The sequence below is a fragment of the Marinobacterium maritimum genome (assembly GCF_039523155.1).
Lineage (GTDB): Bacteria > Pseudomonadota > Gammaproteobacteria > Pseudomonadales > Balneatricaceae > Marinobacterium > Marinobacterium maritimum.
Genome location: NZ_BAAAET010000002.1, coordinates 845,463 through 871,018, shown reverse-complemented (window position 1 = coordinate 871,018; position 25,556 = coordinate 845,463). Strand labels below are relative to the sequence as shown.

Genomic DNA, 25,556 nt, shown 5'->3' with positions numbered 1-25,556 from the left:
ATCACGCTTTGCCAGGGAGGTAGTCGGCATAACCCCCAAACAAGGAAAGTCATATGTCTATTGCACAGGCACATTATCCAGCCCACTCCAAACAACAAGGCTCCGTATTACTGTTAGGCATGATCATGCTCCTGGTGATGATGATCGGCGCAACCAGCCTAATGAACTCAGCCGTTCAGGATGAACGCATCACCGGTAATACCAAATCCAGCGTCCAGGCATTTATGGCCGCAGAAGCAGGACAGGCCTCAGCCAAGGTACTTCTGGAGTCGAAGCTGACCGACTGGGGTAGCTACATCTGCAATCCCGGCGACACCCTGGTCAGCGCCGACCAAAGCAATGGCGATACTTTCACTTACAGCGTGAGCGTACAGGACTGCTCAGGTGAGACTACAAGCCTGCTAAGCACCGGTGGGGTACTCGGCACTCAGGCAACTCGCCTGCTAGCCTTTGACCTGACACGCATGGCACCGGGGCTGAACCCTCCTGCCTCCATCAGCTGCATCGGCGGCGCCTGCACCGTTGAAGCCGGCACCGGCAATGGCGCCAAGGGCGCCCCCATCGATGGACGTAACCACCCTGTGCCCAGCAAGAACTGCTCGGGCAACTCCTGTTGGGAGACAGCCTATGTCGGAGCTGACATGATCCCGTCCGTTTACCTTGCCGATTACAATAACAGCTCACTTTTATCTGGCAATGGCAAAGGTAAAGGAAAGGCAAGCAGCGGCAGCAACAGCGCCTGCACCTCCAGCACAAAAGGCTATTCTTTTGTTGGTCTGGACAACAGCAACTCAGGCAATTGCGTCATGGGCACAGATAAAACTACCGGAGCCGTTTGGACTGATAGTGATTTCACCAATAACCAGATGGCCGCGCCCGACTGGGACAGCTACTTCGGAAATGATTCACTGCTCGAGAGAATTCTGAATGAATCCAATGCTTTTGATAGCAACCTGGGCACACCTGACGCCCCCAAGACCACGATTATTACTTCCTACAAGAAAGCCACAGGCCATTTTGCAGGTTTTGTGGTCGTTGATGGCACCACCTTGGAACTACATGGCACTGGTTTCTTCTCGGGACTTATTATCCTGACCAACTGCGGCAAGGTCAGTGCAAAAGGCAATTTCCCAATATATGGCGCAATCATTGCTGACGCCAAGGGCTGCGGCAGCGGCTATTCCCCCTTTGCTGCAAGCGGCACACCCGACCTCAAGTACAGTTTGGATGCACTGACCAATGCCAATAACGCCCTACTGGCAGGCATTGTGGTTGATGATTGGTATGAAGTGATTAACCCGTAAGCCGTCCAATAGACCAAGCCTACTTCGGCTTGGTCTTAACCCCCAACATACATTCCCTAACAGGGTGGCGTAAGCCACCAACACCAATCCTGTGGACAACACCACCTATCAGTATTGGTGTAACTGACGCAGTGCATTCATAATTTAAAAACTTAAAAAACCAAGGCTAAACTGAGTCATGGCGGCGGAAGATAAAAACAGCTGACATGCCTTGAAAGAGGCAAAGTTAGCCTTACGACTTTACGCCTTACCATGCACACTCGACACAAAGACGTCGAGCCTTATTCAAAACGAAGGAGAAATAGAAACACCGGATCTGGTATCAGGATATCTAGACAGGTTGAACCGAAAACACGAGCCAAACAAGCAGGAAAAAACTTCAGCCGCCCTCTACTGTCGGCACAGTATCACTCAGAACACAGGACGTATCCGCATTCAGATTGCAGACCGTACCGGTATCACCAGGACTCTTGGGATAGCCTGTGATTGATGTTCCAATCGAAAGACTGGCTAAAGCCGCTGCATCGGTAATCCAAGCACAAGCGGAGGTTGTTGGTGCCGACACTGAGGACTTACCCTCTGCCACTGCCACCAGCACACTCATGGTATAGCCCTTCACTTCGGCCGAGCAAGCCCTGTTGGAAGCTTTACGGGTGTAATCTATATAAGCAGGCAATGCAATTGAAGCAAGAAGACCAATAATAGCAACCACCATCATCAGCTCAATAAGAGTAAATCCTTCTTCCCTACTCATATCCAACTCCCTTAAGAACGCGGACACTATTTATCTATCAACCACATCAACTACTCAAAAAATCTTTAAAGTTATTTCCGCTCAAATCAACTGCCGCCCCCACAAAGAGGCCCCGCCATTGCGGGGCCTCTTCAGCTTCAAATCAGGACAAAGCTACCCTAATCCCAATTTTACATTTTGTCGTGAGTACAAACACCGGTCTTATCAGAACCAGTTTTACATGTGATAGTTGCATCACCTGGAGTTTTAGCTTTAACTGACAGATCGGTTGTACCAACATCAGCAACAGTACCACCCGCTGTCGGGGAGTCACAGGAAACCCAAGTGAACGTCGGAGTAGTACCTGAGGTGCCTTTCTCTGCGTACTCAATCATTAGAGTATTAGCAAAGCCTTTCGCCTCACCCAAGCAAGCATTGTTCTTACTCTTACGTGTATAGTCTTGATAAGCCGGCAGCGCAATTGCAGCCAAGATACCGATGATCGCTACAACGATCATCAATTCGATCAGGGTGAAACCCTTCTGATTCATCTGTTTTTTCATGGGTTATCTCTCCAGCGAGTTAACATTCCGTATTGAATAGCCAGCCGACCAACATCCTGTGGCAGCCAACTGCTTCACATAGTAGACAGCGGCCATCCAGCTTGTCCAGCCTGAATGTGAACTGAACGCCAAATTAGCTTGAGCCTAATCAACAAAGCAGCGTTTTGCCAGTGCCCGTTTACACTTTGGCTGCGCCTGTGTTTTGATTGCAGTACCATAAACTTTATTTATTTCATTTAGTATCCACTCTGTACTGATGTCTACATACGGCGACAGGAGTTCCGGTGTCTCAAGGTATGCAACCCCTTACAGGCTTGGCCAAACGGCTGGTCAATGACGGTGTCTTTTCAGCCGAAGTGGCGCAGGATGCGGTAGCCCAGGCGCGCGAGGCCAATCAGCCCTTTATCCACTACATTATTAGTCACCGCTTGGTCAGCGCTCACCGCGCTGCCACCGCCGCATCCGAAGAGTTCGGTCTGCCCCTGTTTGATCTGGATGCGATCAGCGACGAAGCGATCCCCCGTGATGCGATATCGGAAGCATTGATCACCAAGCACCATGCGCTGCCGCTGATGCAGCGGGATAACCGCCTCTATATTGCCCTGGCCGATCCAACCAATATTCAGGCATTAGACGAGATCAAGTTCAGCGCCGGCAAGACCACCGAGGCAGTCATCGTTGAAGAGGACAAACTGACGCGCAAGCTGGAGCAGTACCTCGATGGCGCCAACGATGCCATGGACGAGCTGGAAGATACTGATCTCGATAATATCGAGCTGGGTGAAGACAAGCCTGCCGATGATAAGGACGATGCTGAAGAAGCCGCCAACGAGACCCCGATCGTTCGCTTTATCAACAAAGTGTTGCTGGATGCCATCAAGAAAGGCGCTTCGGATATTCACTTCGAGCCTTATGAGAAGAGCTACCGGGTCCGTTGCCGTATCGACGGCATGTTACAGGAGTTCCACAAGCCACCATTGAACCTGGCCAGCCGCCTCACGGCCCGCCTCAAGGTGATGTCTCGCATGGATATTTCCGAGCGGCGTGTCCCCCAGGACGGGCGTATCAAACTTAAAGTGTCGGCCAAGCGCTCCATCGACTTTCGTGTTAACACCCTGCCGACACTCTGGGGTGAGAAGATCGTACTGCGTATTCTTGACCCCGGCAGCGCCAAGATGGGTGTGGAAGCCCTGGGCTTTGAGCCCGACCAGAAGGAAGCCTACCTGACCACTCTGCAGCAGCCGCAAGGGATGATTCTGGTCACAGGACCGACCGGTTCGGGTAAAACCGTTTCCCTGTATACCGGCCTGAACATCCTCAATACCGAGGAGCGCAACATCTCCACGGCGGAAGATCCGGTCGAGATCAACCTGGAAGGCATTAACCAGGTCCACGTGAACCCCAAGGTGGGTCTCACCTTTGCCGAAGCGCTGCGTGCCTTCCTGCGTCAGGACCCGGATGTGGTGATGGTGGGTGAGATCCGTGACCTTGAGACCGCCGAAATATCCATCAAGGCAGCACAAACCGGTCACATGGTCCTGTCCACCCTGCATACCAACAGCGCGCCAGAAACCCTGACCCGCCTGCGCAATATGGGCGTACCCGCTTTCAACATCGCCACCTCAGTCAGTCTGATCATCGCTCAGCGCCTGGGACGCCGACTGTGTGAAAATTGCAAGCAACCAGCCAACCTGCCGGAGGCTACACTTGTGGAAGAAGGCTTTGCGCCCGAACAGATCCCCGGCCTGCAGCTGTACGAAGCAAATCATGATGGCTGCAGCCACTGTAACCGTGGCTACAAGGGACGAGTGGGTATATATGAAATGTTGAAAATGTCTGGCGAAATCGCCCAGTGCATCATGGAGAATGGCAACTCCATTGATATCATGCGTGTGGCACAGCAACAGGGCTTCCGCACGCTGCGTCAATCAGGCCTGCTCAAGGTAGCAGCAGGTGTAACCAGTCTTGAAGAGTTGAACCGGGTAATTAAAACCTGACAGGGATAGAAGATGGCAACGGCAGCAGCAAAGAAAGCCCCAAAACGATTCACTTTTGTCTGGCAAGGCAAGGACAAGAGCGGCAACATCAGTAAAGGCAAGATAGACGCAGAAAATCTGGCGGCCGCCAAGGCACTGCTGCGCAAGCAGGGCATCAACCCCAACAAGCTGGCCAAGGAAAGGGTTTCTGTCTTCAGCTCCAAGCACAAACCGATCAAGTCCATCGATATCGCCTTTTTCATCCGCCAGGAAGCGACCATGATGAAAGCGGGGGTTCCCTTGATGCAGGGTCTGGAGATCGTTGCCGAGGGGGCTGAAAAGGTCAAACTCAAGGAGATGATCCTCGAGCTTAAAAACGATGTAAACTCGGGCAGCGATTTTTCGCAGGCACTAGCACGCCACCCTGAACATTTTGATGATTTGGTATGCTCACTGGTCCATGCCGGCGAGCAGTCCGGTGCGCTGGAAACCATGCTCGACCGCATTGCCACCTACAAGGAAAAAGTCGAGTCGCTGCGCAAGAAGATCAAAAAAGCCCTGACTTACCCCATCGCAGTCATCGTGGTGGGGGTGATTGTATCTGCCATCCTGCTGGTTAAAGTGGTCCCCCAGTTTGAAAGTGTATTCAGCAGCTTCGGGGCTGACCTGCCGGTGTTTACCAAGTGGGTTATCGGCCTGTCGGAATGGGCACAGGAGTGGTGGTTTGTGGTCTTGTTGGCTGCCCTTGCGGCTGGTATCGCCTTTTCCAAGGCCCGTTCGAAGTCGCAAAAATTTTCCGATTTCGTGGATAGAGCGGTACTCCGGATCCCGATTATCGGCCAGATTCTGCACAAGGCGGCAATCGCTCGCTTCTCCCGTACCCTGGCCACGACCTTTGCCGCCGGTGTTCCGCTGGTAGAAGCGCTGGATTCGGCCGCCGGTGCCGCAGGTAACGTGGTATACGAGAACGCCATCATCCAAATCCGCAACGGCGTATCGACAGGCCAGTCGCTGCAAAGCGCGACTAATATGACCGGCGTTTTTCCCACCATGGCGGTGCAAATGATCGCCATCGGTGAAGAGGCGGGCTCGCTGGATATGATGCTGGACAAGGTTGCCAGCTTCTATGAAGAGGAGGTTGATAATGCCGTCGACAACCTGTCCAGCCTGATTGAACCATTGATCATGGCGGTGCTGGGCGTACTGGTTGGTGGCTTGGTCATTGCCATGTACCTGCCAATATTCCAGCTGGGTCAGGTTGTGGGTTAATGATCGAACTATTGAATTCTGAGCCGCTATTGGCGACACTTTTTGCTTTGCTACTCTCGCTGCTGGTAGGCAGCTTCCTCAACGTGGTAATTCTGCGCCTGCCGGTGATGATGCAGCGCGAGTGGGACGCCATGCTCAAATCAGAAGCTGGCGAAACCGTCGAGGAACAACCCGCCTTCAACCTGATGACGCCCCGCTCTCGCTGTGGTGAATGTGGTCATCAGATCCGCTGGTACGAGAACATTCCAGTGATCAGCTGGCTAGTGCTGCGCGGCCGCTGCAGCGGTTGCGGCACCGGTATCTCCTTCCGTTACCCCTTCGTTGAGCTGGTCACCGGCCTCGGTTCCGCCTGGATCATCTGGCAGTTTGGCCTGACTGTTGAAGGCATGGCCCTGGTGGCCCTGACCTGGGCATTGATTACGCTGACCTTTATCGATCTGGACCACCACCTGCTGCCGGATTCCATCACCCTGCCTTTGTTATGGCTGGGCCTGCTGATCAACACCCAGGGCGTGTTTACCTCGCTGGAGAGCGCTGTCTTGGGTGCCGCAGCGGGATATTTGATCCTCTGGAGCGTTTACTGGGTGTTCAAGCTGCTGACCGGCAAGGAAGGCATGGGCTATGGTGACTTCAAGCTGCTCGCGGCAATCGGTGCCTGGGGCGGTGTAAAGATTCTGCCACTGGTCGTACTTTTGTCGTCTGTGGTCGGCGTGGTACTGGCAATGCTGCTGATTGCTTTTCGCCGCCATCAGGCGCAGAATCCTTTGCCATTCGGCCCCTATCTGGCCATTGCCGGGTGGATTGCCCTGCTCTGGGGTGAACCGATTATCTCTGCATATCTTGGGAGTTTCTGATGCTGGTTGCAGGTCTTACGGGTGGTATTGGCAGCGGTAAAAGCGCTGCTTCTGCATGTTTTTCAGCTTTGGGTATACCGGTGATCGATGCGGATCTGGTCGCCCGCCAGGTGGTTGAGCCTGGTAGTGAAGCGCTGTTAAAAATTGCAGCCCACTTCGGTCAGGACGTGATCCGGCCTGACGGTACACTCGATCGCGCCGCCCTGCGCCGTATCGTGTTCGACAAGGAACGCGAGCGCAACTGGCTCGAAGCCCTGCTGCACCCGCTGATTCGCGACTCCATTCTTGATGCGCTGGAGCAGTTTGATGTCGACGGTCATCCCTATGCCGTACTGGCTTCTCCCCTGCTGCTGGAAACCGACCAGCACCTGCTGGTCAACAAGGTCGTTGTGGTCGATGTTCCAGAGTCGGTTCAGATCGAGCGCACCATGCAGCGTGATGGCGTTGAGGAAGCACAGGTTCGACAGATTCTGGCGGCCCAGATGACCCGTGACGAGCGCCTGAGCCATGCGGATTTTGTCCTCGATAACGGCGGCAGCCAGGGTCAATTGACCGCCGCCATCGAAGCTCTGCACCCTCAACTGCTGGCACTGGCCGCCCAAGAGGATGGACAGGATGGCTGACAACAGCGTAAAGATGGTGAAGTGTCCTCAATGCGGCTCGCCGTCGCCCTACAGTGAAAGCAACAAGTGGCGCCCCTTCTGCTCGGAGCGCTGTCGATTGATCGACTTGGGCGAGTGGGCCAGCGAAGGCTACCAGATCGCCGCCGAACCTTCACTGGACGATTTCAGCTCCGGCATGACGCCAGAAGAGATGGCGTTTACGCCAACCAAACATTAAGAGTCATCGCCTGATGACCATCGCCCGTTGAGTGGGTGCCTGCACAAGACACAATACGCCTGGCTTTTGTGGGTGAGTATTCCGTGCGCGATGGTTTTAGCTTTCTACTCAGCCATTGTAATCATCCAGCGCCGCCTGGCGTGCCTTTTTATAGTCGATGATCGGTGCTGGCCGGCCGTATTGCTGCCCCGCCCCCGGCTTGTGTCGAGCCTTGGGCTCCAGGTGACGCAGTTCCGGCAACCACTCGGCGATAAACGCTCCATTAGGGTCGAACTTCTCGCTTTGCAGTTGCGGATTAAAGATGCGGAAGTACGGCGCTGCATCGGCACCGACAGAAGCGCTCCACTGCCAGCCTCCCAGGTTGGACGCGAAATCACCGTCGATCAGCTGCGACATGAAGAAGGCCTCTCCTCGCCGCCAGTCCACTCGCAACAGCTTGGTCAGGAATGAAGCGACGATCATACGCAGACGATTGTGCATCCAGCCGGTGGCCAGTAGCTGCTTCATAGCCGCATCAACGATGGGGAAACCGGTCTCCCCGGCTTTCCAGGCCTCGAAGGCCTGATCGTTATCCAGCCAGGTAATACGCGCTTCCACTTCTGGCCGGAAGGGCTTCATCCGGTTCAGCTCGGGGAAGGACACCAGCAGGTGGCGGTAGAACTCACGCCAGATCAGTTCGTTAAGCCAGGTGCTCTGCTGCCAGCTTTCATCCTCATGGGCCTGTTTGAGCGCCGCCAGGCATTGGCGGGCCGACAGGGCGCCGATGGTCAGGGCCGCTGACAGGCCTGAAGTGGCGTTGCGTGAAGGAAAGTCACGCAGACGCTGGTAATCGGGCTCCTGTTCATGGATGAAGCGCTGCAGATGGGCATGCAAATTTTCATCATCGACCGCATGGCACGGATCGCCTGCAGGCAGGCTCCTACCATGTATCGAAGACTCCTCACTTGCATTGCCGGAAGCTGCCTTGCAGGCGACTGATTCGACACATGCCTCATCGAGGCCGGCATGCGCTCTTGCAGCCAATGGTGATGGCAAGGGCTCATGTGCAATCTGCAACAGATGTCTCATCCACGCCTTGCTGAACGGGGTGAACACCTTGAAAGGCGTCCCCTGCCCGGTCACAACCTGCCCGGGCGGGATAATCAGATCACCGTGATAGCCCCGCGCCTTAACCCCTGCTGCTTCCAGCAGTTCACAGACTGCTCGATCGCGGTTGCACTCGTTAAGCGGGTACTCGTAGTTGAAGTGCAGTGCGGTTGTACCCTGCTTCCGTGCCAGGTCCAAAATAGCCTCGGGGCAATCGGAAAAACGCTGCAGAGGTAGCCGGATCAGCTCTATCCCTCCTTCAGCCAAAGCCTTCTCCAGCCACTGCAGTCGTGCTTGCCAATAGCCGATGCGAGCGTCGGATTCGTTGTGCTCGGCCCATTGAACCGGCGTGAGGCAGACCAAAGCCTTGACCGGCTCACCGGCGGCACAGGCCGCACTGAGCGCCGGATTATCCACCAGGCGCAGGTCGTTCCGAAACCAGACCAGTTGCATTCAGATGTAGTTCCTTAAACCGAGTTCATGCGGATGGGGGTTAAGGTAGGTTTGCTGACGAATATAGTCCGTGCCGAACCGTTTGACGTAGTGTTTCAACAGCGTCAACGGCACCACCAGATGCACATGCCCCAGGCGATACTGCTCAATGCTGTCCAGCATCTCCTGCTTGCAGTCGCTGTCGAGTTCCCGCTTCAGATAGCCCAGAATATGTTGCAGTACATTGGTGTGGGTCTTGCGTGTGGCCTTGTGCGCCATGTGGTGCATGAAGCGGCCAAGATAATGCTGCTTCACTTCCTCAATCGGAGTGTCGTGTGCTTCGGCCAGGTAGCGCCCCAACTCGCGATAGCCTTCGTAATGATGCGCCATCAGCAGGTATTTCTGCCGGCTGTGGAACTGCAGAATTGCGTGGTAAGAGGGCTCAGACGCAATACTGTTCATCCAGTCATCGTAGGCAAAAACCCGGGCAATGAAGTTTTCACGCAGCACGGCATCATTCATCCGCGCCTCCTCTTCCAGCGGCAGCTCGGGATAGAACTCACGCAGGGCACGTACGAACACACCACGATCTGCGTGATGAGGCACACCGTTAGGATGATAGACCTTCACCCGCTCCATGCCGCAGCTGGGCGAACCTTTCATCAGGATAAAGCCGCGCAGGTGGCGGTGGCGCTCGACAAAGTCCTTACCCACCCGCATCAGGTCATCCGTGACGTCCATCTCCGGGTCGGTCGTGCCCACCGCACGCGGGTGCTCCCCCTCCAGGCCAACCAGACGAATGGGGTCACGTGGAATGCCTAGCCCAATCGCCACCTCGGGACAAAAGGGCTCGAATGCGAAGCAGTCTTCCAGCACATTGAGGCAGTAGCGCGACTGTTTGTGACCACCGTTATAACGCACTTTCTGCCCGGTCAGGCATGCACTGATACCAACCGGGATTTTGGGTTCGAGCGGAACTTGATCAGACATGAAATGACTCCTGTCAGAGACCGATAAACGGCTGCACCAGCCGTCCCATCAGGCCGGTAAACTTTAGTGGTGCATCCGTGGCGATCAGGCAGATGCAGTCTTCGTCAGTATCGACAATCGGCTGATGGCTCACCTCGCCATCCAGATCCGCCACGTCGCCACGACAGAAACGTCCCATTTCATCACTGTAGGAGCCTCGCAGGATCAGGGTCAACTCGCTGCCGCCATGAGTGTGATGTGGCACAGAAACGCCCGGTGAGATGCGCAGCAGTCGGGTTGCGCCAGGGCCTTCCAGTGCCAGATCGAGCTGGCGTACTCCGTAACCGATCCGCTTCCAGGGCAGTTCATCAATGGGCTTGTTCAGTAGCTGGCTAAGCGGGGCCGGCATCTCTCTACTATCAGAGGAGGATGCAGATTGAACCGCTGCAAACTCCTGCTCAGGTTCGTCCAGTCGAGCCAAAACGGCATTGAGAGCGTCTTCTTTAAGGACCACCGGCTCAAGAGTGTCCAGCATTGCACCACCTACGGCATCCGTTACACGGGTACGCTCGCGGCAGTGTGGGCACCAGTGCAGATGGCAGGCAACCAGCAGTGCCATGCCCTGTGGCAGGCTACCGGCCGAATAGGCCATCAGGGTGGCGTCGTCAAAATGATGGCTTATCTTCACGCGTCTTCTCCCCAGTGAGCCTTGAGCTTACTGAATGCTAACCTGAGTCGTGACTTCACGCTGCCCAGCGGAATGCCCAGTTGATCGGCGATTTCCGAATGACTTTTGCCCTCATAGTAGGACAGGTGCAGAACCTGAGCCTGGCTTTCCGGCAGAGTGGCTATCGCCTCTTTCATGCGCCCCTCAATGACCAAGTGCTCGCCCATGTCACGGTGATCCGGATCAGGCTCTTCCTCTGGCAACTCGTATAACGGCATCTTGTCCCGCCGCATCCGGTCGATGCTTTGGTTACGTGCCAGGGTAAATATCCAGGTGCTGGCACTGGCCTTGGCGGCATTGAACAGATGAGCCTTGCGCCAGACCAGCAGCATTGCCTCCTGGGTCACCTCATCGGCAGTTGCGTCTGGCATACCCAGACGTAGAATGTAGGCTTTTACCCGAGGGGCGAAATAGCCGAACAGTCGAGAGAATTCGGACCTGTCCCGTGTTTCGGCTAGGGCTGTGAGACAGGCACTCCATTCATCGCGCACCTGCTTTCTCCTCTCCTCGGCGCTCGTCTCCTGCTGAGTGATGGCGGCAGCGTTCACATCGCCTCCTTCGGCATCGTTTTTTTGCATTTGCTCTCCATACGCATTAGAAGCGACAAAGGATCAACGGTTGCACCTGATATTCTAGTTACAAGATTACATGATCGCCCCCGATGATCTATAGAAAGGATCATCAACGTAACAGGGACATAACGAATTCCAGACAGGACGACCCACCCATGAATATCAACGTGATCAGGCCTCTGAAAATCGCGGTTGTCGGCTCCGGTATATCCGGATTGTCTGCTGCCTGGCTGCTCAACAAGCAGCACCAGGTAACGCTGTTTGAAAAGGATGACCGGCCCGGTGGCCACTCCAATACGGTCAGTGTTGCCACGCCCGGAGGAGAACTGGCGGTGGACACGGGGTTCATCGTCTACAACCCGGTCAACTATCCCAACCTGGTCGAGTTTTTCCAGGCACTGGGTGTTCCGAGCCAGAAAACCGACATGTCATTTGGCGTTTCGATTGATCGTGGCGCTATCGAATATAGTGGCTGCGGTCTGGGTGGCGTATTTGCGCAGAAACGTAACCTGCTGCGCCCCAGTCACTGGAAGATGCTGTCTGATCTGCTTCGATTCTACCGCGAGGCTCCCGGCCTGATCGCAGATCCTCAGGTGCAGAATCAGACACTTGGCGAAATGCTGGCCCACCGAGGTTACGGCAAGGCCTTTATCCACCGCCACCTGATCCCGATGGGCGCCGCGATCTGGTCCACCCCGGCCGACCAGATGCTTGACTACCCGGCGGTCACCTTTCTGCGTTTCTGCCAGAACCACGGACTGATGCAACTTAAGGACCGCCCTCAATGGCGCACGGTCACCGGCGGCAGCCGGGAATATGTCGGCCGGATCTGCCATGAGCTGGGCGACAGCCTGCGCTTGAACAGCCGCATCCACAAAATCCACCGTCGCGACGGCAAAGCGGTGGTCGAATTTCTGCACGGCGGCAGCGAGACCTTTGATCATATTGTGCTGGCCTGTCACGCAGATCAGGCACTTGAACTCCTGGCCGAGCCTACCGCCGAAGAGCAAAGACTGCTGAGCGTTTTTCCCTATCAGCGCAACCGTGCCCTGCTGCATACCGATGAACGCCTGATGCCGCAGCGCCGCGCAGCCTGGGCCAGCTGGAACTACCTGACCGACAGTCACAGGTCGTGCGGGGAACAGCCCGATGCCATCTCGGTCACCTATTGGATGAACAACCTTCAGCACCTGCCACCGGAGCACCCTGTATTCGTAACCCTGAATCCGCTGGAAGAACCCGCCGAGGGCAAGATTCTGCGCAGTTTTCTCTATGACCACCCTGTGTTCAGCCTCGACTCCATTGCCGCGCAAAAGGAACTCTGGTCCCTGCAGGGCCGGCACAATACCTGGTTCTGCGGCGCCTGGTTCGGCTACGGCTTTCATGAAGACGGGCTGCAGTCCGGTCTCGCGGTGGCCGAACAGTTAGGCGGGCTGCAACGTCCCTGGACACTGGCTAACCCGAACAGCCGCATCCATGTGCAGGACAACAGCAGGCCCCGTGTCGTCTGGCTGCCAGGAGCTGTGGCATGAACAGCTCCTGCCTTTACGCCGGCCAGGTAATGCATCACCGGATGAAACCAAACCGCCATCGGTTCATCTACCGGGTCACCTCGATGCTGGTGGATCTTGAAGAGCTGCCGGCGCTGTCTCAACGACTGAAACTCTTCTCACTGAACCGGTTCAATCTGTTCTCCTTCCATGAGCGCGACCACGGCGATGGCAGTGATCGCCCCCTGATCGAGCAGGTACGTGGCACCTTGTCTCAGCACGGCATGGATCTTGGTCGAGGCCATGTAAGGCTGCTCTGCTACCCCCGGCTGCTGGGGTACGTATTCAATCCGCTCAGCGTGTTCTATTGCTATGACGAGCAGGACCATCTGGCCGCCATCCTGTACGAAGTCAGCAACACCTTCAACCAGAAGCACAACTATTTGATTCCGGTGACAGACCCTGCGGCGCCGCAGGTCCGGCAGAGTTGCGATAAGGCGTTCTATGTTTCTCCGTTTATCAGCATGGCGACCCGCTATCACTTTCGCATGCAACCGCCCAAGGATCGCGTGGCGGTCTGCATCCGCCAGACCGATCAGGACAGCGCCGTGCTGCATGCCACCTTTACCGGCCAGCGGCGCGAACTGAGCGACCGCAGTTTGTTGAGCACCTTCTTTCGCTATCCGTTGATGACCTTCAAGGTGATCGCCGGTATCCATTGGGAAGCGCTGCAGATCTGGCGCAAGAAAGTACCACTGCAGCCCCGCCCGGCACCGCCGAGCGAACGAACCACTCTGGTAACAGATCGAGGGGATGAACGCCATGAAACCATCTGAGTACCGTCAACTGTCCCGTCTGGATACCCTGCCGCAGACCGGCTGGTTCAACCGCTGGTGCCTGAACACCCTGCTGGCCCATCTTCCCGAACTTGAATATGGCACCCTGGATCTGCAGCTGCCGTCGGGCCAATTGCTGCAGTTCGGCCACGCCCGTGATGGCGAGCCCCGTGCCGAAGTCCATCTGCGCCACTTCCGCGCGTTACGCCGACTGGTGCGTGGCGGCGCCATTGGCTGGGCCGAAGGCTGGATGGAAGGCGACTGGGACTGCCCCGACCTGGTCGCACTTTTTCGCTGGGCGCTCGGCAACGAGCGGCAACTGCAGGCACTGGCCAAGGGCAATGCGCTGCTGCGTGGTCTGAACCGTTTGCGCCACCTGTTACGTACCAATACCCGCCGTGGCTCGAGGCGCAACATCGCCTACCACTATGACCTGGGCAATGATTTTTACTCACTCTGGCTCGACCCGAGCATGACCTATTCGGCAGCCCTCTATCCGCAAGGCGCCGAAAATCATGGCCCCGATGCGCTGCATGCGGCCCAGCTACACAAATACCGCCAAATCTGCGAACAGCTTGAGCTTCAGCCGGGACAAACCGTGCTGGAGATCGGCTGTGGCTGGGGCGGCTTTGCTGAAGTGGCCGCGCGTGAGTTCGGTGCCGAAGTGCATGGCATCACCCTGTCGGTGGAACAGCTCAAATACGCCCGCGAACGGATCGAGCGCGCCGGCTTGAACGAGCAGTGCCGCTTTACCCTGACCGACTACCGTGACCTGGATTCCCACTACGATCATATCGTCTCCATCGAGATGTTTGAGGCTGTCGGGGAGGAGCACTGGCCTACCTACTTCGATCAGGTCAAACGCTGCCTGAAGCCGGGAGGAAGGGCGGTACTGCAGATCATCAGCATCGAAGAAGCTCGCTTCGAGCGCTACCGTAACGGCGCAGACTTCATTCAGACCTACATTTTTCCCGGCGGCATGCTGCCCAGCCCCGAACGACTGCGCACGGCCATCCAGGATGCCGGCATGACCCTGGACTTCGAGCAGACGTTCGCCAGCGGATACGCCGACACCCTGCGCGAGTGGCGTCACAGCTTCATCGCCCAGTGGCCCAGGGTCCAGGCGCTGAACGCGGGAAACAGCAGCTTCGATGAGCGTTTCCGTCGCATGTGGCTCTACTATCTTGCTTACTGTGAGGCCGGCTTTCGCCACGGCAGTATCGATGTGGGCCTGTATCGGTTGAGCTGATGGCCGCCCCGCTGCCGCTGCCACGGCTGCTGGCCTATGCATTGCCAGCCCTGCCGCTGGCAATACCGACCGTTGGGCTCTACGTGCTGCTGCCAAGCTGGTACGTTGAAGAGTGGGGCCTGACGCTTGGCCTGACCGGGTTGCTGTTGATGCTGGCGCGGCTCAGTGATCTGGTCACCGATCCATTGATCGGTTTCTGGCTGGACCGTGGCCGTTCCAAGCGATTTCGTCACTTCATTCTGATCGGCGCCCTGCTCTGCGTACCCGGTCTTTTGCTGCTGGTACAACCTGCCGTCGATGCGCCTGCCTGGTCACTATTGGTCGGGTCGATGGTGCTCTACCTTGGCTGGACACTGGTACAGATTCCCTACCTCAGCTGGTTGTCGGCATTGAGCACAGACACTCATCAGCGCGTTCGTGCTGCCAGCTGGCGCGAAGGGTTTGGACTGATGGGATTGCTGATCTCGGCGCTGCTGCCAGCCATCGGGCTCTGGCTGGGTGCCACAACGTCTCAGGTGCTGCTCGGGATCGCTCTGGTCACATTGCTGGCAGGCGTGCCGGCACTGGCGCTGCTGCTCAAACGAACCCCGTTACCGAAGCCTGCAGCCGAACATTCAAAACCCGGCCACTGGCGTGTGCTGCTGCATCAGCGTCCGGTGAGGATGTTGCTGGGCGGCTGGTTTTTCAATGGCATCGCCAATGGCGTGCCTGCTGTACTCTTCCCGCTCTACATCAGCCGCACACTTGCCGGTACCGAGCGTGATCGCGGTCTGATGATTCTGGTCTATTTCGGTGCTGCCATCCTTTCGCTACCGCTTTGGCTGCAGCTCAGTCGATATATCCCCAAGGTCGATATCTGGCGCTGGGCCATGCTGTTTGCGGTTGCCGCTTTTCTGCCCGCAGCTCTGCTCGGGGCCGGCGACCTGACACTGTTCATCCCGATCTGTGTGCTGACCGGGCTGGCACTGGGCGCCGACCTGTCTCTGCCGCACGCGCTGCAGGCAGACGTCTGTGACTGGGATCACAGGCAAACCGGCCTGCAGCGCCGTGGGCTGTTGTTCGCCTGCTGGAATGCCGCTAACAAGCTGGCGCTGGCGCTGGCAGCCCTGCTGGGACTGGGGCTGCTGCAACTCGCCGAGACGCTGTCTCCCGCTCAGGCCAACACCTGGTTGGCGCTGATCTATGCCGGTGTGCCCTGCGTAATGAAGGTGGTAGCGGTGGTAAGGCTGCGCAGTTACTCACTCAATTAAGCGACACCGCCTGATACCACCGTTGAACCCCGCTGCGCAGCCGAAGAAAGCCGATGGAGTTTCCCATGCGGATTACACAGGTTCTGTTTTGTATCCTATTGCTGACCGGATGTTCACCGATGAAGACTGACTCTCTGAGCCAACAAGGCCCCGCCCTCAAGATTGAAGAGTTCTTTCAGGGCAAGGTATATGCCTGGGGAATATTCGAAGATCGTTTTGGCAATCTGCGCCGCCAGTTTCAGGTCGAGATCGATGGTGACTGGAATGGCGAACGGCTGATCCTCGACGAGAGATTTCTCTACGGTGATGGCGAGCGCGACCAGCGCATCTGGACCATCACTCCTACAGGCGCTGGCCAATATGAAGGTCAAGCCGATGACATCATTGGCACCGCGCAAGGAGTCAGCGATGGTAATCAGCTCAACTGGCGCTACCGAATGGATCTCAAGGTCGGTGATGGCAGCTGGCGAGTGACCTTCGATGACTGGATGTATCTGCAGCCGGGTAATGTGCTGGTGAACAAGGCTGAAGTGCGCAAGTGGGGAGTCCAGCTGGGCGTGGTTACGCTGTTTTTCATTCACGCTGACCAGCTCAAGCAGGCTCCTTTCAGCCTTTGATATTGCCTGAGGAGCCAAAAGATAAGCTGGAGCTGTCCCAGACTCAATCCTGCATCGAGATACGCTGCCGAATGCGCCTTAGCAAAGCGCCCAATAACGGCAGCCTGAAGTAAATAGGAGCGCTGTCCCAATAATCCAGATGTTCGGTAATCAATCCATTTGGATCAAGGCTGACTCGACTACACCCCTCCACGTCCAGCTGACCAATCACCGGCAGCTGGGCACTGAAATGCCAGCGCAACCAGCCGACAGCTGTGTCCTCATGCCAATTGATCTCATCGACACTGAACGCCGGTCGCCCGGCACGTTCGAACATGTCCAGCAGCAGCGCACGCAGGACATCACGCCCGTACAGGTCGTTAAACGGATCTCGAAAGTGCACATCCAGGCTGACACGCCGACACAAGGCGTCGACACTGTGCGGGGTCAAGGTTGCAAAAGCCTGACCATAATCATGCAGGCATTGTTCGCGATGGCTGACGGTCAAAATCCGGTTCCCTTCTTTACCCAGCGGAAATAGAGACGGTACGGTAAGCGCCGCAGCAGCGCCAGCGTCCAGGCAAAGCCGCGCGGAAAACGGATCTCGAAACGCTGACTGTGCAACCCTTTGATCAGTGCCTCTGCCGCCTCTTCCGGCGTGATCAGCTGGGGCATGGTGAAGGTATTGCGGTCGGTCAGCGGTGTTTTGACAAACCCGGGGTTAATCACCTGCAGGCGCACGCCGCTGCCCTGCAACTCTACCTGCAGGGCTTCACAGGCGTTGACCACTGCCGCCTTACTGGCGCCATAGGCGGCTGCCGTGGGCAACCCTCGATAAGCGGCAAGTGAAGCCGTACAGGCGATATGACCGCGTCCCCGCCGGCGCATTTTGGGCAACAGTATCTCCAGCCCGGCCATCACGGCAAAGAAGTTGATCTCCATCAGTGAGCGACAGACACCTGTATCCAGGTCCGCCAAAGGCATCGGCTGGTGGTCGCCGGCATTGAGAATCACCAGATCCGGCAGTTTCCACTCGGCTTCGATTCGCTCCAGCGCCCGTTCGTAGGCTCCAGTCTCGGTCACATCCAGCACCAGGGGCAAAATTCGTCCTTCCAGCTGCAGTCCAGCAGCTTCGCTCTTTACCGCTTCCAGCGCTGCTGCACGGCGGCCACTGACGATGACATCCGAACCTTCCGCGGCAAGCCGCAGTGCTGTCGCACGACCAATGCCGCTGCCAGCTCCGGTAATCCAGATCAGCGGCCAACGTGGCGGTAGATTATTCATGGCTTCTCCCGCTCGGCCAGTTCGGCATCAGGCTGCAAGCGCAGGCGTATGCGACTGCCATCTCGCGCCGAGAACTCCATTCCCAGCCAGCGCCCCTGCTCGTCATACCAGCTCAGGGTATCCTCCAATTCGCCCCCCAGGTGATAGCGCCGGGCCCGCACCTGGCGAGCACCGATCTGAATGCGCTCCTCTCCCTGCAACACAACATTAAGACGGCTGACCTCGCCGGTCAGTGTATTGATCAATCGAGATTGCTCCACCAGCCCTGAATGCCAGTGGTTAGAGGTTAGCAGGGTATCCCCCAGCCGCACCGCATCGGTATCACCGCTCAGGCGGTAGAGGCCATCACTTCGACGTTCAATACGGTAGCTGTGAGTACCACCGTCATCATCGATACTGACTTGCATGGCAACCAGACGGTCAGCTGCCTGCCATACTTCTTCAGCACGATAGCTGAAGTCATATTTGAACAGCCCAAGGTATCGTAGCTGAAGCTGCATGGACACATTCACCACCAGCCTGTCATCCGGCTGCGCGCGAAACGCCAACCGATACTCACCAATGGTCTTGCCCTTTCGTTCGACAGAGTAGATCGCTTCGCTACCGTAAAGTCGAAACGGCTCTGTGGCTTCGGCCGGCAGCGACGCCAGCAGGCTCAGTAAAACGATCTTGAAAGAAAATACGTGCAGCCATTTACCCATAAAAAATCCCCCTTGGCTGTTACGCAGCCCGGACCGGGCTGGTTCAACCAAGGGGGATATGGGGTGACTTCAGGTTCAGATCTTGAAGCGGGACACCAACTGGTTCAGCTGACGTTCCAGCTCACTCATCCGGTTTGCCGTACCTGCCAGCTCTTCCGCATTGTGAGTCGCCTTGTCAGCGATATCCGCGATCTGCTGAACGCTCTTGCTGATCTCGTCCGCCACCGCGGTCTGCTCCTCGGCGGCACTGGCAATCTGGGTATTCATCTCGGTAATGTTGCTGACCGAGTGCGTGATCTGCTGCAGCGAGCTGCGCGCGGTATCAGCCTGAACAATCGTCTCCTGACTCTGTGCCTGGGAGTTTTGCATCTCGGTTACTGCACGACGGGCACCGTTTTGCAGGCTTTCGATCATGCGCTGGATCTCATCGGTACTCTGCTGAGTACGGGTCGCCAGCGTACGAACCTCGTCCGCAACGACGGAGAAGCCACGGCCTTGTTCACCGGCACGGGCAGCTTCGATCGCTGCGTTCAGCGCCAGCAGGTTGGTCTGCTCAGCGATATCACGGATCACGTTGATCACAGTGCCGATCTTATCGGCATCGGAATCCAGACTACCGATCACTTCGGCAGAACGGTTGACGTCATCCGCCAGGCGGTTAATCGAATCAATGGTCCGCTCCACGACCGTCTGGCCGTTAACAGACTCGTTACCCGCTTCGCGTGCCGACTCCGCTGCCTGAGCCGCGCTGCCCGCCACCTGCTGCACGGCGGCTGCCATTTCATGGATCGCCGCCGCGGCCTGTGAGGTTTCACCCTTCTGCATGTGAGCATCTTCATGGGTACGGGTGACCACCTGCTTCATCGACTCGGTGGATGTACTCAGCGAATTCACTGCTGTATGCACTTCGCGAACCAACTGCTGAATTTTTTCGATAAAGTCGTTGAAACAGCGCGCTACATCGCCCACTTCATCACTGGACTCGACCGGCAGGCGGCGTGTCAGATCACCTTCTCCCCGGGAAATATCACGCAGGGCTTCCGCTGTTTGCAGCAGTGGCCTAATAATGCGGCCGGAGGCGATCAGGGAAACCACGCTGACAATACCCAGCAAAACCAGGGCAGAGATCGCAATCAGGGTCAGCGTGCTACTGATTGAGCCATGTATCTGCTGTTCGGCATTAGCCACTTCGGCATCAATGTCATCAATGTAGAAACCGGTACCGACAACCCAGTCCGCACCCGGCAGGAGCGCGGCATAACTGAGCTTGGGAACCTCACGATCCAGCTGTGGCTTTTTCCAGATATATTCGACAAACCCGCCCCCCTGGCGACCGGCCTTGACCAGTTCCCGGGTAAACTGCACTCCGTTGGCATCCTTAAGGCCTGAGAGGTTCTTGCCGATCAATGCTGCATTGGCACCATGTACCTGCATGACGCCCTGAGAATCAAACGCAAAGATATAGCCGTCGGTACCATAACGCATGGCGTTGAGGATCTCGACCACCTGGCGTTCCTGCTCGGCAGCTGTTAGACCGGCACGCGCGTAAATCGGTTTGACCGCTGATATCGCTTGCTCAACATAATGCTTCAGTTCCGCTTGTTTGGTCGCCAGCATACTGTCCCGTATACGCTGGACTTCAACGTCACCCGTGGACTCCATTTGAGTGCGCACAATCAGCATGATTGCCACTACGACCAATGCCATAGGCAGCAGCGATAATAGCAACAGCTTGCTTTTGAGCTTCATTCCCGACATGGGCTGATACCTTCTGTATACAAGGAAGGCCCAGTATTCTATGCAAAACAGCGTTGCTTTTTAATAACATTATTAAAACAGGTGTTTCTTATTTAAGCCTTCCCCCCTTCAAGCGCCGGGCGTTGGTTACCACCGTCACCGATGACAGCGCCATGGCCGCGCCTGCGATTGCCGGATTCAGCAGCAATCCTGTCCAGGGATAGAGCACACCCGCCGCTACCGGAATGGCCAGGCTGTTATAAATGAAGGCACCAAAAAGGTTCTGTTTGATGTTACGTACCGTGGCGCGGGATATGCCGATCGCATCCACCACCGACATCAGGCTGGACCGCATCAGGGTTACATCGGCAGAACTGATCGCCACATCGGTGCCAGACCCCATCGCATAGCCGATATCCGCCTGCGCCAGTGCGGGTGCGTCGTTGATGCCGTCACCCACCATCGCCACGATCTTGCCTTCCAACTGCAGATCCCGAATCACCGCCTGTTTCTGCTCAGGCTTGACCTCGGCGATAACCCGATCGATCCCGGCCTCCTGTGCAATGGCATTGGCAGTCTGCTGGTTATCACCGGAGAGCATTACCACTTCCAGCCCCTGACAGTGCAACTGAGCCACCGCCTCGGCGCTGTCTTCGCGCAATGGGTCGGCAATCGCCAGCAACAGCTTCATCTGTCCATCAACCGCCACCCAAACCAATGAACGACCGGCCTGGCTGAAATCATCCGCCTTGTCATCAAAGAAGGCGGTCTCCACGGACTGCTGCTGCATCCAGTCCTGGTTGCCCAACAACACCTGCTGCCCTTCAACACGAGCACTGACGCCACTGCCCGCCGTAGCATCGAAGTCCTGACTATCGACCAGTTCCAGCCCCTTTTCACGGGTGTAGTTCACGACGGCCTGTGCCAAGGGGTGTTCCGAGTGTTGCTCGACACTGGCCGCCAGTTGCAGCCACCGAGCGGTATCGCCATCTGCATGCAGCGCTACCACCGCTGGTTTGCCTTCGGTCAGAGTACCGGTCTTGTCCACCACCAGAGTCGTAATCGCCTGCGCCTGCTGCAATGCATCGCCATTGCGAATCAGCACCCCCTGCTCAGCAGCACGCCCAACTCCTACCATCACCGACATCGGTGTCGCCAGTCCCAATGCACAGGGACAAGCCACGATCAGCACGGTCAGCGCGGCAACGATGGCATAGGGCCAGGCTGGAGCCGGAGCCAGCCAGAGCCAGAGTCCGACCGCCAGCACGGCGATCAGGATTACCACCGGCACGAAGATGGCTGCAATACGGTCAGCCAGACGTCCCAGCGCCGGCTTGGCATTCTGCGCTTCGCGCACCGTCGCTACAATCTGCGCCAGCACGGTTTTCTGGCCGACCGCCGATACTTCGATCAACAGGCTACCCTGGCCATTGACGGTACCGCCGGTCACCTGGTCACCCGCCTCGCGCTTAACCGGCAGGGGTTCACCGGTGAGCATCGACTCATCCAGATGGCTGCTGCCCTCGATCACCACACCATCTACCGGCACCCGTTCGCCAGGGCGGATACGCACCCGGTCTCCCGGCAGCAGCATCGCCACTGGCACTGACTTGCTCTCACCGTCACGAATACGCAAGGCCTCACGCGGCTGCAGGTCAAGCAGCTTGCGCAGGGCATCGTTGGTATTGCCGCGCGCGCGGCTCTCCAGTGCCTGCCCCAGCAGGATAAAGCCCAGAATCATTACGGCCGCTTCGTAGTACAGATGCATGGCCGCTTCCGGCAGCACACCCGCTGCCATAGCCGTCGCTATCAGCAACCCGGTGGAATAGATCCAGGCGGTACCCGTCCCCAGCGCGATCAGGGTGTCCATATTCAGGTCACCATGAAACAGCCCCTGCCAGGCCCCCTTGTATATATGACCCGCGCTGTAGGCCATGATCGCCAGCGTGATCACGCCCATAAAAGCCCCCTGCAGCATACCGCTACCGGTGTGCAGGTCGGGCATCCAGCCGATCAGCATCGCGACCATCAGCGCAGCCCCCAGTACCAGTGCCACCAGGCTCTTGCGCAACGTCGTTCTGAATGCCTGACGCTCCTGCTTAGCACGCTGATCATAGTCATCCTGATCCTGCATCAGCGAGGCGCCATACCCCGCCGCTTCTACCGCCTGGGTCACGACCTCGGGATCGGCCTCTGTCTGCACCGAAGCGGTACGGTCGGCAAAATTGATCGCAAAGTCGTCAATGCCATCGGTTTGGCGCAGCGACTTTTCCACACTGCGCACACAACCGGCACAGCGCACGTTATGCAGGGCAAATTGGTAAATAGCCATCACACATCCCTTGAGTACTTTTTGGCGTGGTTTTTCGTTAACTGAATGATAAACCCTGAAGTCGAGTACAGGGTCAAGTGGTTGATCGCCTGCAAGGCAGGCTGCTACACGAGGATGTGACAATCGACATGGATGTAGATGTAGGAGTTTGCTTCAAGGTGAATTGATGCGCAGCATCAAGAGAGGGTGGCCTGGGCCATGCAAGCGATTGGTGCTGCACAAGGCTATCGCCCACGAGGCGAGACCCTGCAAACAAAAAGGGCCGCCGAACGGCAGCCCCTGTATTTTCCCGCTCTCCGGTGGAGATCAGAACATGTGCAGACCACCGTTGATGGAGAAGTCGGCACCGGTGATGTAGGCAGATTCATCTTCCGCCAGGAAAGTCACGATGCGACCAATTTCGTCCGGTTCGCCCAGGCGGCCCACCGGAATGGACTTGGCGATTTTTTCCAGAACGGAATCGTCGATCTTGGCAACCATTGGGGTCATCACGTAACCCGGTGATACAGTGTTCACGGTGACACCCTTGGCGGCCACTTCCTGCGCCAGCGCCTTGGTGAAACCGTGGATACCGGCCTTAGCGGCCGAGTAGTTGGTCTGGCCGAACTGGCCCTTCTGTGCGTTAACAGAGGAGATGTTGATCACACGACCAAACCCCTGCTCGATCATCGGGTTGATTACCAGACGGGTCATATGGAACATGGAGTCCAGGTTAGCGCTCAGCACTTCATTCCACTGATCCCAGCTCATCTTTTTGAACTGGCCATCGCGGGTGATACCGGCGTTATTGACCAGCACATCCACATCGCGACCGGTCATCTCCTTGACGGTTGCGATACAGGCAGCGCAGGACTCTTCGCTGGTGACATCGCCGTAGGCCACATCGATTTCGTATCCGGCCTCGCGCTGCTTTTCCTGCCACGCCTTTGCCTTATCATGATTACCGCCGCTGTTGTAGCCGGCGACAACGTGAAAACCGGCGTCTACCAGCTTGCGGCAGATTGCTTCACCCAAACCACCAGTGCCGCCGGTGACCAATGCTACTCGTTTGCTCATGCTTTGCTTCCCTTTCCATGTTTGAAGCCTGCTCCATTCCCCTGATCTTATGTCGACCGTTTGGAAGGAATGGGGGCCGTCAGGCTTAGAGTACGATTTGTTATAGTGTCAGTTAGCGTTTTAACTTCATGCTCTAACTTCATTGATCATAGTCCTTTTAAACTATTGCAGAAGTATGACCTTGGTAAATCAGGGAAAACCCTAGCAATCAGGAAGCCGGCACAGCACCGTGCTCTGTATCAAGCGTTTTCAGGTAACGCTTAACCCAGGTGGAAGCCACCACAGCAGTGATCGCATTGGCCAGCACCAGCGCAGAGAACATGCCGGTCAGGCCGAAGAAATGGTTGCCCAGCCAGCCCAGCGGCACGTACATCAGGAACAACCGGAACAGGCTGATCCGCATCGCACGCATCGGCTGATGCAAGGCATTGAAGGAGGAGGCACTGAGGAAGGTAATAGCCTGGAAACCGAATCCGGCGGGTACGATCAACATCCACGTCTGCAGCCAGCGCGCCACTTCAGGATCTGTACTGAACAGCTTGGCTATGAAACCGGACGCCAGCACCAGCACGGCAAAGATCAGCAGCTGCCAGGCCAGCGCAAAGCGGATCGCCCCCTGATAGGCCGCTCTGACCCGCTCGACCTTGAGCGCGCCATAGTTTTGGCTGATGAACGGCGGCAGCGTCATCGACAGTGCCAGACACACCAGCAGTGACAGGGATTCTATACGGGCGCCGGCGCCAAAGGCGGCCACCGCCTCGGCACCATGAACGGCCACCAGTGCCGTAAGGATACCGTTGGCCAGGGGCGTCATCATGTTCGACAGTGCCGCCGGCAAACTGATCGACAAGACCTTTCGCCAGTTCCCCAGCATCTCGCCCACATCCGGCGGCGCCAACAGCAGCATCCCCTTGCGGTGGTACAACAGGTGCAGCGCCAGCAGAGTCGTCGAGGCCCAGGCGATCACGCTGGCAATGGCGGCACCGCGAATCCCCATGGCCGGTACCGGTCCCCAGCCAAAGATCAGCAGCGGATCAAGAATAATATTGAGCAGCGAGGAAATTAGCATAATCGTTGCCGATAACCGTGTATCACCCGAAGCGCGGAATGTGCTGTTGCACACCATGTTCAACACCAGGAACACCGAACCGGCAAACCAGACTTCCATGTAGGCATCGATCAACGGCATCAACCCCGGGTCAGCGCCCATCAACCGGAAGATCGGGTCGGCAAAGTGCTGTCCGGCAAAGCCGACTGTCACCATCAGCAGCACCGTCAGCAGCAGGTTATCGGTGGCCAGACGCGCCGCTTGCTCGCCGCCGCCATTGCCACTGCCAATCAGGCGCGCCAGCGTCGCCGAGGTTCCTATTCCCAACCCGATCGCCAGGCTGACAACCGAAAAAGAAACCGGAAAGGTAAACGCCAGCGCCGCCATCGGCTCGGTACCGAGCTGAGCCACAAACCAGATATCGGCCAGGTTGAACAGCATCAGGCTGACGATGCCGAACATCATCGGGATCGTCATGCGCACCAGGGTCTGGCGTATGGGCGCGTTAAGCAGATCGGGCCGCCTGGACATGCTGTTCCTGTGGTTGGAAGAAGGGCTGCAGAGTGTAACAGAAAAGGAGACCGCTTCGCTTTAGGCGATGCAGGCAAACTACAGCGCTGTTGCGCAATTTTGTTGCGCAAAAATGATACCC

Annotated in this window: 23 protein-coding genes and 1 pseudogene; 11 read left to right on the top strand and 13 right to left on the bottom strand. The window is 57.0% G+C overall.

Annotation, left to right across the window (positions count from 1 at the left end):
- Nucleotides 1-53: 53 nt before the first annotated feature.
- A complete protein-coding gene (locus tag ABD013_RS10210; RefSeq protein ID WP_343805489.1) occupies nucleotides 54-1,304 on the top strand; it encodes a pilus assembly PilX family protein in 1,251 nt (416 codons plus the stop codon).
- Nucleotides 1,305-1,683: 379 nt separating this feature from the next.
- Here ABD013_RS10210 and ABD013_RS10205 read toward each other — a convergent pair whose 3' ends face one another.
- The gene (locus ABD013_RS10205; protein ID WP_343805487.1) at nucleotides 1,684-2,058 is read right to left on the bottom strand and encodes a pilin; all 375 of its coding nucleotides are present in this window, start codon (nucleotides 2,056-2,058) and stop codon (nucleotides 1,684-1,686) included.
- Between the two features lie 427 nt (nucleotides 2,059-2,485).
- Nucleotides 2,486-2,588: pseudogene (locus ABD013_RS10200) on the bottom strand (prepilin-type N-terminal cleavage/methylation domain-containing protein); the annotation flags it as partial.
- 308 nt (nucleotides 2,589-2,896) lie between these two features.
- Between ABD013_RS10200 and pilB the strand changes: the two are divergent.
- From pilB to ABD013_RS10175, 5 genes are read left to right on the top strand one after another with little or no spacing between them, the layout of a single operon-like run.
- On the top strand, nucleotides 2,897-4,597 hold the full coding sequence (gene pilB, locus ABD013_RS10195; protein WP_343805485.1) for a type IV-A pilus assembly ATPase PilB: 1,701 nt from the start codon (nucleotides 2,897-2,899) through the stop codon (nucleotides 4,595-4,597).
- 12 nt (nucleotides 4,598-4,609) lie between these two features.
- A complete protein-coding gene (locus ABD013_RS10190) occupies nucleotides 4,610-5,845 on the top strand; it encodes a type II secretion system F family protein (RefSeq protein WP_343805483.1) in 1,236 nt (411 codons plus the stop codon).
- A complete protein-coding gene (locus ABD013_RS10185; RefSeq protein ID WP_343805481.1) occupies nucleotides 5,845-6,699 on the top strand; it encodes a prepilin peptidase in 855 nt (284 codons plus the stop codon). The genes ABD013_RS10190 and ABD013_RS10185 overlap by 1 nt, the downstream gene beginning before the upstream one ends.
- The gene (gene coaE, locus ABD013_RS10180; protein WP_343805479.1) at nucleotides 6,699-7,322 is read left to right on the top strand and encodes a dephospho-CoA kinase; all 624 of its coding nucleotides are present in this window, start codon (nucleotides 6,699-6,701) and stop codon (nucleotides 7,320-7,322) included. Before ABD013_RS10185 ends, coaE begins: the two co-directional genes overlap by 1 nt.
- Entirely contained in the window at nucleotides 7,315-7,539 is a 225-nt protein-coding gene (locus ABD013_RS10175) for a DNA gyrase inhibitor YacG (RefSeq protein ID WP_343805477.1), read from the top strand. Before coaE ends, ABD013_RS10175 begins: the two co-directional genes overlap by 8 nt.
- Before the next feature lie 108 nt (nucleotides 7,540-7,647).
- On the opposite strand, the gene ABD013_RS10170 is transcribed toward ABD013_RS10175, so the two are convergent.
- Genes ABD013_RS10170 through ABD013_RS10155 form a run of 4 tightly spaced genes read right to left on the bottom strand, consistent with a single transcriptional unit; the run spans nucleotide 7,648 to nucleotide 11,331 of the window.
- Nucleotides 7,648-9,078, bottom strand: coding sequence for a cryptochrome/photolyase family protein (locus ABD013_RS10170; protein ID WP_343805475.1), 1,431 nt, complete (start codon nucleotides 9,076-9,078; stop codon nucleotides 7,648-7,650).
- Complete coding sequence (locus ABD013_RS10165) at nucleotides 9,079-10,047, bottom strand: YbgA family protein (protein WP_343805473.1); 969 nt, start codon at nucleotides 10,045-10,047, stop codon at nucleotides 9,079-9,081. It abuts the gene before it with no gap.
- 13 nt (nucleotides 10,048-10,060) lie between these two features.
- On the bottom strand, nucleotides 10,061-10,714 hold the full coding sequence (locus ABD013_RS10160) for a ChrR family anti-sigma-E factor (protein WP_343805471.1): 654 nt from the start codon (nucleotides 10,712-10,714) through the stop codon (nucleotides 10,061-10,063).
- Nucleotides 10,711-11,331, bottom strand: coding sequence for a sigma-70 family RNA polymerase sigma factor (locus ABD013_RS10155; protein WP_343805469.1), 621 nt, complete (start codon nucleotides 11,329-11,331; stop codon nucleotides 10,711-10,713). The genes ABD013_RS10160 and ABD013_RS10155 overlap by 4 nt, the downstream gene beginning before the upstream one ends.
- Nucleotides 11,332-11,480: 149 nt before the next feature.
- Between ABD013_RS10155 and ABD013_RS10150 the strand changes: the two genes are divergently transcribed.
- The 5 genes from ABD013_RS10150 to ABD013_RS10130 are packed head-to-tail and all read left to right on the top strand — an operon-like array spanning nucleotide 11,481 to nucleotide 16,767.
- Nucleotides 11,481-12,857: an NAD(P)/FAD-dependent oxidoreductase gene (locus ABD013_RS10150; protein WP_343805467.1), complete on the top strand. Its 1,377-nt coding sequence runs from the start codon at nucleotides 11,481-11,483 to the stop codon at nucleotides 12,855-12,857.
- Entirely contained in the window at nucleotides 12,854-13,651 is a 798-nt protein-coding gene (locus tag ABD013_RS10145) for a DUF1365 domain-containing protein (RefSeq protein WP_343805465.1), read from the top strand. Before ABD013_RS10150 ends, ABD013_RS10145 begins: the two co-directional genes overlap by 4 nt.
- Nucleotides 13,638-14,900 carry a class I SAM-dependent methyltransferase gene (locus ABD013_RS10140; RefSeq protein ID WP_343805463.1) on the top strand — a complete coding sequence of 421 codons (1,263 nt, stop codon included), beginning with the start codon at nucleotides 13,638-13,640 and terminating at the stop codon, nucleotides 14,898-14,900. The genes ABD013_RS10145 and ABD013_RS10140 overlap by 14 nt, the downstream gene beginning before the upstream one ends.
- Nucleotides 14,900-16,150 carry an MFS transporter gene (locus ABD013_RS10135; RefSeq protein ID WP_343805461.1) on the top strand — a complete coding sequence of 417 codons (1,251 nt, stop codon included), beginning with the start codon at nucleotides 14,900-14,902 and terminating at the stop codon, nucleotides 16,148-16,150. The genes ABD013_RS10140 and ABD013_RS10135 overlap by 1 nt, the downstream gene beginning before the upstream one ends.
- Before the next feature lie 53 nt (nucleotides 16,151-16,203).
- Nucleotides 16,204-16,767 (top strand): DUF3833 domain-containing protein, encoded by a 564-nt coding sequence (locus ABD013_RS10130; protein WP_343805459.1) that lies wholly within the window; start codon nucleotides 16,204-16,206, stop codon nucleotides 16,765-16,767.
- Nucleotides 16,768-16,810: 43 nt separating this feature from the next.
- On the opposite strand, the gene ABD013_RS10125 is transcribed toward ABD013_RS10130, so the two are convergent.
- The 7 genes from ABD013_RS10125 to ABD013_RS10095 all read right to left on the bottom strand — a co-directional run bounded on the left by ABD013_RS10125 (nucleotide 16,811) and on the right by ABD013_RS10095 (nucleotide 25,435).
- Nucleotides 16,811-17,254, bottom strand: coding sequence for a nuclear transport factor 2 family protein (locus ABD013_RS10125; RefSeq protein WP_343805457.1), 444 nt, complete (start codon nucleotides 17,252-17,254; stop codon nucleotides 16,811-16,813).
- On the bottom strand, nucleotides 17,251-18,030 hold the full coding sequence (locus ABD013_RS10120; protein ID WP_343805455.1) for an SDR family NAD(P)-dependent oxidoreductase: 780 nt from the start codon (nucleotides 18,028-18,030) through the stop codon (nucleotides 17,251-17,253). Before ABD013_RS10120 ends, ABD013_RS10125 begins: the two co-directional genes overlap by 4 nt.
- Nucleotides 18,027-18,731: a DUF6134 family protein gene (locus ABD013_RS10115; protein WP_343805453.1), complete on the bottom strand. Its 705-nt coding sequence runs from the start codon at nucleotides 18,729-18,731 to the stop codon at nucleotides 18,027-18,029. Before ABD013_RS10115 ends, ABD013_RS10120 begins: the two co-directional genes overlap by 4 nt.
- A gap of 75 nt (nucleotides 18,732-18,806) precedes the next feature.
- On the bottom strand, nucleotides 18,807-20,489 hold the full coding sequence (locus ABD013_RS10110) for a methyl-accepting chemotaxis protein (protein ID WP_343805451.1): 1,683 nt from the start codon (nucleotides 20,487-20,489) through the stop codon (nucleotides 18,807-18,809).
- 88 nt (nucleotides 20,490-20,577) lie between these two features.
- Complete coding sequence (locus tag ABD013_RS10105; RefSeq protein ID WP_343805449.1) at nucleotides 20,578-22,800, bottom strand: heavy metal translocating P-type ATPase; 2,223 nt, start codon at nucleotides 22,798-22,800, stop codon at nucleotides 20,578-20,580.
- Between the two features lie 306 nt (nucleotides 22,801-23,106).
- On the bottom strand, nucleotides 23,107-23,856 hold the full coding sequence (gene phbB, locus ABD013_RS10100; protein WP_343805447.1) for an acetoacetyl-CoA reductase: 750 nt from the start codon (nucleotides 23,854-23,856) through the stop codon (nucleotides 23,107-23,109).
- Between the two features lie 208 nt (nucleotides 23,857-24,064).
- Entirely contained in the window at nucleotides 24,065-25,435 is a 1,371-nt protein-coding gene (locus ABD013_RS10095; RefSeq protein ID WP_343805445.1) for an MATE family efflux transporter, read from the bottom strand.
- Nucleotides 25,436-25,556 lie beyond the last annotated feature (121 nt).